The organism is Pseudomonas sp. GLN_2, from assembly GCF_043106005.1.
In the GTDB taxonomy this organism is placed as follows: Bacteria; Pseudomonadota; Gammaproteobacteria; order Pseudomonadales; family Pseudomonadaceae; genus Aquipseudomonas; species Aquipseudomonas alloputida.
The window spans coordinates 1-8,161 of record NZ_JBICMC010000111.1; the positions used below are offsets into that span (position 1 = coordinate 1).

Genomic DNA, 8,161 nt, shown 5'->3' on the forward strand with positions numbered 1-8,161 from the left:
TTCGCGCCCCTTTCGCGACACAAGGCCGCCCCCACATAAGGAGCAGACCGCAGCTGGGTGAAATCTACGCAAAAAAAACGCCGCTGATATCAGCGGCGTTTTTGAGTACCTCAATGCCTTAGAACGGCATCTTGAAGCCCGGCGGCAGTTGCATGCCGGCGGTCATGCCGCCCATCTTTTCCTGGCTGCTTTGCTCAACCTTGCGCACGGCGTCGTTCAGCGCAGCGGCAATGAGGTCCTCCAGAACTTCCTTGTCGTCTTCATCAGTCGACATCAGGCTCTGGTCGATGCTGACGCGCTTGACGTCATGACGACCGGTCATCACCACACTCACCAGCCCGCCACCGGACTGACCGGTGACTTCGGCGTTGGCCAGTTCTTCCTGCATCTTCTGCATTTTTTCCTGCATCTGCTGGGCCTGCTTCATCAGGCCGGCCATGCCACCTTTCATCATGGGATATACCTCGATTGGGTCATGTGATGCGGCCCGGCACCGGGCCGGCCGCATGGTTATCCGTTACTGGCCCTGACTGGCCAGGGCTTCTACAGGCTCAATAGTATCCTGCCGCACCTTGGCGCCGAACAACTTGATCATCTGCTGGATCAACGGATCCTGCTCGATCGACGCGACGGCGTCCTGCTGGCGCTCGGCACGCTTGCGCGCTGCGGCCTGAGCCGGGGTTTCCTGCTCGGGCAGGATCAGCTCGATGCGCAGGTTCAGCGTGCGCCCCAGGTGCTGGTTGAGCGCTTCGTTCAGGCGCCGCTGCTGGGTGGCGTTGAACAACGCCCCCTGGCCCGGATCCAGATGCAGCAACCAGTCGTCGCCATCGGCGGCAATCAGCGTACAGTTTGCCGCGATGTTGCCTGTCATCCCGGACACAGGCAACTGTGGGAATAATTCCAGCCATTGCAGGGCCAGACCGGTGGCCGGTTTGGCTGCCGGCAACGGTTCGGCCGCCGGTTTGGACACGTCTTCCTGAACATGTTCGGCCAGCTCGTCCAGGTAGCTGAAGCCTGCCGGATCGCTTTCGCCGCCGTAATAGTCTTCGTCAAGCGGCGGCTCATCGTCGCGCTCCATCCCCACGGCAGCGTAGGCAGACGGGTCGAAAGGCGGCTCGTCGTGTGCCGGGGTGGCCTGTGGGGGCGCCACCGGGGCAACAGGCTCGGGCTCGGCAGGTGCCGGTTCGGGCGCGGGTTCAGCCGCTAACGGCGCGGGTGCAACGGCAGGCTCTTCCCACGGCAAGTCGACCACTTCGGCAACAGGCTCAGGTACGGAGATGGCCTCAGCTTCGGCCTTCAGCTCAACATCTGCCTCGGCCTCCGGCTCATGATCAGCCGTCGCGGGTGCAGGCACCTCCAGTTGCGGGGCTTGCGCTACAGGCTCCGCCGGCACAGCCGCGACAGGTGATGAAGGCTCGACCGGCGCCGCGGCTGCCACCTTCCCTGCAGGATCAGCTGTGGCCTGGCTGATCCCCGCTGGCTTTAGCACCGGCTTCGGTGCGTCGTCCGTGTCTGCCGGGCGGAACGCCAGCATGCGCAACAGCACCATCTCGAAGCCACCGCGCGGGTCCGGCGCAAGGGGCAGGTCACGGCGGCCAATCAGGCCCATCTGATAATAGAACTGCACATCCTCGGCCGGCAGCGCCGAAGCCAGCGCCAATACCCGCTCGCGATCACCCTGGCCGTTGTCTACCGCTTCGGGCAGCGCCTGGGCAATGGCTACACGGTGCAGCACATTGAGCATTTCGGCCAGAACGCCCGACCAGTCGGGACCTTGCTCGGCCAGGTTACGCACGGCCTCCAGCAAAGCCCTGGCATCGCCTTCGAGCAGTGCCTGCAAGACCCCATACACCTGGCCATGGTCTAGGCTACCCAACATGGCACGTACATCGGCAGCCAGTACCTTGCCTTCACCAAAGGCGATGGCCTGGTCGGTCAGGCTCATGGCGTCACGCATGGAACCATCGGCCGCACGGCCCAGCAGCCACAGGGCATCTTCCTCGAACGGCACATTTTCGGCGGCCAGTACGTGGCTGAGGTGCTCCACCACCCGCTCCGGGCTCATGTTCTTCAACGAGAACTGCAGGCAGCGCGACAGGATGGTGGCCGGCAGCTTCTGCGGGTCGGTGGTGGCGAGGATGAACTTGACGTAGGGCGGTGGCTCTTCCAGCGTCTTGAGCAAGGCGTTGAACGAGTGGGTCGAGAGCATGTGCACTTCGTCGATCAGGTAGACCTTGAAGCGCCCACGGCTGGGGGCGTACTGCACGTTATCGAGCAGTTCGCGGGTGTCCTCGACCTTGGTGCGGCTGGCGGCGTCGATCTCGATCAGGTCGACGAAACGGCCTTCGTCGATTTCACGGCACACCGAACAGGTGCCACAGGGCGTGGAGGTGATGCCGGTTTCACAGTTCAGGCACTTGGCGATAATACGGGCGATGGTCGTCTTGCCCACGCCGCGGGTACCGGTGAACAGGTAGGCGTGGTGCAGGCGCTGGTTGTCCAAGGCATTGATCAAGGCCTTGAGCACATGGGTCTGGCCGACCATTTCGCGGAACGAGCGCGGACGCCATTTTCGTGCAAGAACCTGATAACTCATCGAAAAACCATCGTAGCCTGATCGAGCGGAAGATCGCTAATGCTAGCGGAGCGGGGGCAAAATTGCACCCTGCGCAACTCGTCTAAGCTTGGAATGGCGCATTGTTCAGGGAGGATTGCCTTTGCGAAGACTGCTGGCCCTGTTACTGCTGTGGTCTACAAACAGCCTGGCTGACCAGCCGGTGCTGCGCTTTTCAGTTGCCGAGAGCTGGAGCATGCCGCTGGTACGCATCGAAGGCGATCAGCCAGTGGAGGGATTGCTTTACGACCTGATGCAAGCCGTTGCCAGGCAAGTGGGCGCTCGCCCCGAGTTCCACGTCATGGCCCGCCTGCGCCTGGAGGAGGCCATGAGCAACGGCGACATTGATGTCCGTTGCTACGTCAGTACCCAATGGCTCAACGACCGCCCAAGGGATTTTGTGTGGAGTATCCCACTGATTCATCAGCGTGACGTACTGGTCGGCCGCGCCGGTGACAGCACACCGATACCCCCCGAGCAACTGCCACCTCAGGCGATCGGCACAGTGCTGGGCTACACCTATTCAACCCTGCAACCGCTGCTGGACCACGGCCAGCTGCACCGTGAGGACAGCCGCAGCCAGTTGCTGGTGCTGCAAAAGCTGCAGGCAGGCCGGTATCGCCATGCGGTGAGCAACCAGTTGTCGTTGCAGTGGTTCAACCAAGGGTTGCCAGCGGAGCAGCAATTGCAGGCGCTGGCAGTGCTGGAGGAACAGGATTTGGGATGCATGGTGCGCAACGATCCGGCGATACCGACACAAGGGCTGTTGCGGGCGTTGGTAAGAATGAAGCAGTCGGGGGAGATCGAGCGGATTTTGCAGCGGTATGGAGGGACGGGCGACCCGGACAGTATGTCTGTGGCCCGGCCCGAAATACCCAGCAAAATGCCGGCACACAGCCAGCGCAACTAACGCCCTGCTCATTTCGCGAACGCTTGCGCAAACACTGCTGGAGCAACTGTCTTGCTCAATTTCTAAAAGCTGGCGCGATCCCTATGGGAGCGGGCTTGCCCGCGAACACGGGCGAAGCCCGTGCCATCCACCGCGCTATATTCTTCGCGGGCATGCCCGCTCCCAGAGCATTGTGCGGCACATTCACAATCGCTATCACAAACTCAACGTCACCGGCCTTTACGTTCAAACGCCAAGCTGACAGCATCCGCCTGCCCCCAGGCAATCTGCATGGCCCGCAAACCATGCTCCAACAACTGCCTGGTTTCTTCGTCCTGAATACGCTCAAGCGCCCGCCGGCTATCGCTGTAGGCGAACATCAGGTAGTGGGAAACATTCATCAACGCGAACTCCATCGGGACGATGCCTTCGCTGATCGCGCGGGAAAGGGATTTGCCTTGGGGAAGATCAAAGACGTGGGGCGGATCGGGGACCAATTTTTTCATGAGCTCACCATACCGGGCTGAGAGCACCCTTTTGCTTCCACACTTAGGGTGACAGTTGTACGCGGGGTGGAAGACCAGGGGTATGGCAAACCCGGCAGGCCCGAAGGCCTCCCACGCACAACTGTCATATCGACAGCCGCCAAACCACCCAGGCTTCCACACCCGATCGCTGAACTGACAGCGACCGCGAAAGCCTAGTGGGCGAGGTTGACCGGGACAATCAGACGGGAGTCGACGGAACACGTAGGATAATTCGCTATGCCTGCCTGACGTGTAGGGGCTTTCCTAGACTGTTATCAGACCTATCTTAAAGTGGGCACTCTGATCATGTGCTTACTGTTATCGGGCTCCCTGTCTTCACACCAAAGCCCGTAAATACGCACTCAAGAACAACCCCACACCAAACACAAAATGCGTGGCCAGGCTCTTCAGGCAGTTGCGCGCAGGCGTCGGCGTCCTGGACGCAAAGAACCCTGCCCCCATCGCTGGCTGCATGAGGCAAAACGGCGCCACAACTGTACCCACACCCACAACTACTGCTGGTAAAAGAGTAGGCGACCGCAACCAGCCCTCCCCTACGATCACAACCAGCAGCATCGCGAAAAGCACGCCGGTGGCGTAGTGAATCACCCATCCCCACGCCAACTCATTTCGCACCGGTTCCGCTTTGGCAATCGCTTGGTGCGAAACACGCCCGCCTAGCAGGTGCCCCGCCCAACGTCCGACCATGGCGAAATTCAGCGTTGCGATACCTAACCGCCTCAGCAGCAACCCCCACAGGTCCATCACTACAGTGGCACCAATGCCAATCGGCAATGCAGCTAGAAACATCGCAGTAAACGTCATTTGAACAAGCCCTCGAAGGTTGACGGTCATTACCATGCCGCGCAGCATAGAAGTTAAAGTCAACTTCAAGTCAAGGGCCCGAAATGGACATTGCCGACGTCGCCAAACGCACTGGCGTACCTGCATCGACACTGCGTTACTACGAGAAGAAAGGCTTGCTCAAGTCGCTTGCCGGGCACGGTCAGCGTCGACAGTTTGCAGCCGATGTGGCAGACCGGTTGGCGCTGATCGCCCTGGGGCAGGCCGCGGGGTTTTCGCTGGATGAAGTGGGGACGATGCTGGTGGACCTGCAGGTCGACCGACAGATGCTGATAGCAAAGGCGGACGAGCTGGATGCGCGGATCAAGCGGTTGCAGGCGATGAGCAAGGGGTTGCGGCATGCGGCGCAATGCCCTGAGAAAGATCATCTGGCATGCCCGAAATTCCAACGGCTGATGAAGCTATCGGCGGCGGGGGCATTGGGCGAAAAGCAGGAAAGAACGAAGGCGTTCGTTACAGATTGAGGTTTTCCGCCCCCAGAAATGGAGGCGGCCCCACCAGCCACACCCCGGCACTCGATGTTCCCGCTATGGCTGCTCCCTTCCGGGCCTGACCAGGTTAACGGGTAATCAATGCGGGGGGACCGATGGGGCCACCACTACATGCCTCGCTGAGCAGCGAGTGGCGCCATTGTACCGGTCTTTGGGGCAGATACAACCACTGCGGCAGAAAAAGTCATCATTTCTCAATGACTTGTCAGGGTCGAGACGGCCTGGACGGGCCTCTTCGCGGGTAAACCCGCTCCTACGGGCGACCGCGCAGGCTTTTCGAGTTTTGAGCAAGACAGTTGCCCCCCACAGGGGGGGCACGGATGCCTAGACCGCTATGCCCTGTTCGGCCAGGAATGTGACGAAGGCATCTTCGTCCAGTACCTTCACACCTAGCTCAGCAGCCTTGGCCAGCTTGGAACCTGCCCCCGGCCCTGCCACCACGCAGTGGGTCTTGCCGGAAACGGAACCGGCAACCTTGGCCCCCAGGCTTTCCAGCTTGTCCTTGGCAATGTCGCGGCTCATGCGCTCCAGCGTACCGGTCAGCACCCAGGTCTGGCCGGCCAGCGGCAAGCCTTCGGCCACCTTCTTCTCGCTGCTCCAGTGCATGCCGAATGCCAGCAGCTGCGCTTCGATGTCCCGGGCCAGTTTCTGGTTTGCTTCATCCTTGAAGAACTCACGCACGGCGTCGGCCTGCTTGGCCGCCAGGGCCTGGCGCAGGTCAATGCCGTCGGCGGCGATGATCTTGTCCAGGCTGTCGAGCTTGGCCACCAACTTCTCGGCACCGGTCGGGCCGACGGAGGCAATGTCGAGCTTGGCGATCATCCCGGCCAAGGTGGTGCTGGCGGCAAATTCGGCAGCCAGCTCACCTTCGTCCTGCAACTGCATACCGCTGTCGAGCAGCTGCTGGATAACCTTCTGGTTGTGCTCGTCTTCAAAGAAATTGTGGATCTCGTAGGCCACTTCGAGACCGATGTCCGGCAAATAGGTCAGCACCTGCGGCAATGCCTGCTGCACGCGCGCCAGGCTGCCCAGCGAGCGGGCCAGCACCTTGGCAGTCTCCTCGCCGACATCCGGGATGCCCAGCGCGTAAATGAAGCGCGCCAGGCTCGGGCGCTTGCTGGCTTCGATGGCATCCAGCAGCTTCTGGGTCGACACCTCGGCAAAGCCTTCAAGGCCGACGACCTGTTCGAACTGCAGCTTGTACAGGTCAGCCGGCGAGCCGATCAGGCCTTCATCCACCAACTGCTCGACACTCTTCTCACCCAGGCCGTCGATGTCCATGGCACGGCGCGACACATAATGAATGATCGCCTGCTTGAGCTGCGCGCCACAGGCCAGGCGGCCGACGCAGCGGTACACCGCCCCTTCGCTGGTGGTTTCCTTGCCTTTGCTGCGTTTGACCAGCTGGGTGCGCTCGACCTGCGAACCACACACCGGGCACTCGCTTGGCACCTCTACCGGGCGGGCGTCTTGCGGACGACGCTCCAGCACCACCTGCATCACCTGCGGGATCACGTCGCCGGCCCTGCGAATGATCACCGTGTCGCCGATGCGCAGGCCCAGGCGGGCGATTTCGTCCATGTTGTGCAAGGTGGCGTTGGACACGGTCACACCGGCCACCTTGACCGGCTTCAGCCGCGCCACAGGCGTTACGGCACCCGTACGGCCAACCTGGAACTCAACGTCCAGCACCTCGGTCAGCTCCTCCATGGCCGGGAACTTGTGGGCAATCGCCCAGCGCGGCTCACGGGCGCGGAAGCCCAGTTCGCGCTGGGCGGCCAGGCTGTTGACCTTGAACACTACACCGTCGATCTCATACGGCAGACTGTTACGCCGCTCGCCAATGTCGCGGTAGTAGGCCAGGCATTCTTCGATGCCCGCCGCATGCTTGAGCTCGCGGCTGATCGGCAGGCCCCAGGCCTTGAGTTGCTCGAGGATGCCGATGTGGCTGTCGCCGATGCTTTCGGACAACTGGCCGACGCCATAGCAGCAGAACTCCAGCGGGCGGCTGGCGGTGATTTTCGAGTCCAGCTGGCGCAAGCTGCCAGCGGCGGCATTGCGCGGGTTGGCGAAGGTCTTGCCACCGGCCTCGGCCTGGGCGGCATTGAGCCGGTCGAAACCGGCCTTGCTCATGTACACCTCGCCGCGCACCTCCAGCACTGCCGGCCAGCCCCTACCCTGCAACTTGAGCGGGATGTTGCGCACGGTGCGTACGTTGGCGCTGATGTCTTCGCCAGTGGTGCCGTCGCCCCGGGTGGCGCCCTGCACCAGCTGTCCGTCGCGGTACAGCAGGCTCACGGCCAGGCCATCGAGCTTGGGTTCGCAGCTGTAGTCGACCGCGCCCGGCTGATCGAGGCCTTCTACTACGCGGCGACCGAACTCACGCAGATCGGCTTCTTCGAAGGCGTTGCCCAGGCTGAGCATGGGCACTTCGTGGCGCACCTGGCTGAACGCAGCCAAGGCAGCGCCGCCAACGCGCTGGGTGGGCGAGTCGGGGGTTACCAGGTGCGGGTGTTCAGCTTCCAGCGCCTTGAGCTCGTTGAACAGGCGGTCGTATTCGGCATCGGGCACGCTGGGCTCGTCGAGCACGTAGTAGCGATAGTTATGCTGATCGAGCTCGGCACGCAGTTCGAGGATACGGGTTTCGGCGGTCATGGGATTTGTCTTCTCTTGCAAAGCAAAAGAGCAGCTTGGGGTGTGCGTGGAGTTTTAGGTGTCTATTGACTGTGCCGGCCTCTTCGCGGGTAAACCCGCTCCTACGAGGGCATCACATGCC

Annotated in this window: 7 protein-coding genes and 1 other RNA gene; 2 read left to right on the forward strand and 6 right to left on the reverse strand. The window is 61.8% G+C overall.

Annotated features, from left to right (window positions below; translation table 11 throughout):
* Window positions 1-118: 118 nt before the first annotated feature.
* Window positions 119-454, reverse strand: a complete 336-nt coding sequence (locus ACF8Q6_RS26485) for a YbaB/EbfC family nucleoid-associated protein (protein WP_003254305.1) — start codon at window positions 452-454, stop codon at window positions 119-121.
* Window positions 455-517: 63 nt separating this feature from the next.
* Window positions 518-2,596 (reverse strand): DNA polymerase III subunit gamma/tau, encoded by a 2,079-nt coding sequence (gene dnaX, locus ACF8Q6_RS26490; protein ID WP_392490211.1) that lies wholly within the window; start codon window positions 2,594-2,596, stop codon window positions 518-520.
* A gap of 121 nt (window positions 2,597-2,717) precedes the next feature.
* On the opposite strand from dnaX, the gene ACF8Q6_RS26495 reads away from it, so the two are divergent.
* Complete coding sequence (locus ACF8Q6_RS26495; RefSeq protein ID WP_121783096.1) at window positions 2,718-3,524, forward strand: ABC transporter substrate-binding protein; 807 nt, start codon at window positions 2,718-2,720, stop codon at window positions 3,522-3,524.
* A 209-nt stretch (window positions 3,525-3,733) separates the two neighbouring features.
* Here the strand turns inward: ACF8Q6_RS26495 and ACF8Q6_RS26500 are convergent, their stop codons facing one another.
* On the reverse strand, window positions 3,734-4,009 hold the full coding sequence (locus ACF8Q6_RS26500) for a hypothetical protein (protein ID WP_012051686.1): 276 nt from the start codon (window positions 4,007-4,009) through the stop codon (window positions 3,734-3,736).
* A gap of 357 nt (window positions 4,010-4,366) precedes the next feature.
* Complete coding sequence (locus ACF8Q6_RS26505; protein WP_102885903.1) at window positions 4,367-4,855, reverse strand: DUF2938 domain-containing protein; 489 nt, start codon at window positions 4,853-4,855, stop codon at window positions 4,367-4,369.
* Window positions 4,856-4,938: 83 nt separating this feature from the next.
* Here ACF8Q6_RS26505 and ACF8Q6_RS26510 point away from each other — a divergent pair, with 83 nt between their 5' ends.
* Window positions 4,939-5,358, forward strand: coding sequence for a helix-turn-helix domain-containing protein (locus tag ACF8Q6_RS26510; protein WP_012051684.1), 420 nt, complete (start codon window positions 4,939-4,941; stop codon window positions 5,356-5,358).
* A 28-nt stretch (window positions 5,359-5,386) separates the two neighbouring features.
* Here ACF8Q6_RS26510 and ffs read toward each other — a convergent pair.
* An RNA gene (gene ffs / locus ACF8Q6_RS26515) (signal recognition particle sRNA small type) lies at window positions 5,387-5,483 on the reverse strand.
* A gap of 226 nt (window positions 5,484-5,709) precedes the next feature.
* Entirely contained in the window at window positions 5,710-8,040 is a 2,331-nt protein-coding gene (ligA, locus tag ACF8Q6_RS26520) for an NAD-dependent DNA ligase LigA (protein WP_392493518.1), read from the reverse strand.
* Window positions 8,041-8,161: the final 121 nt, after the last annotated feature.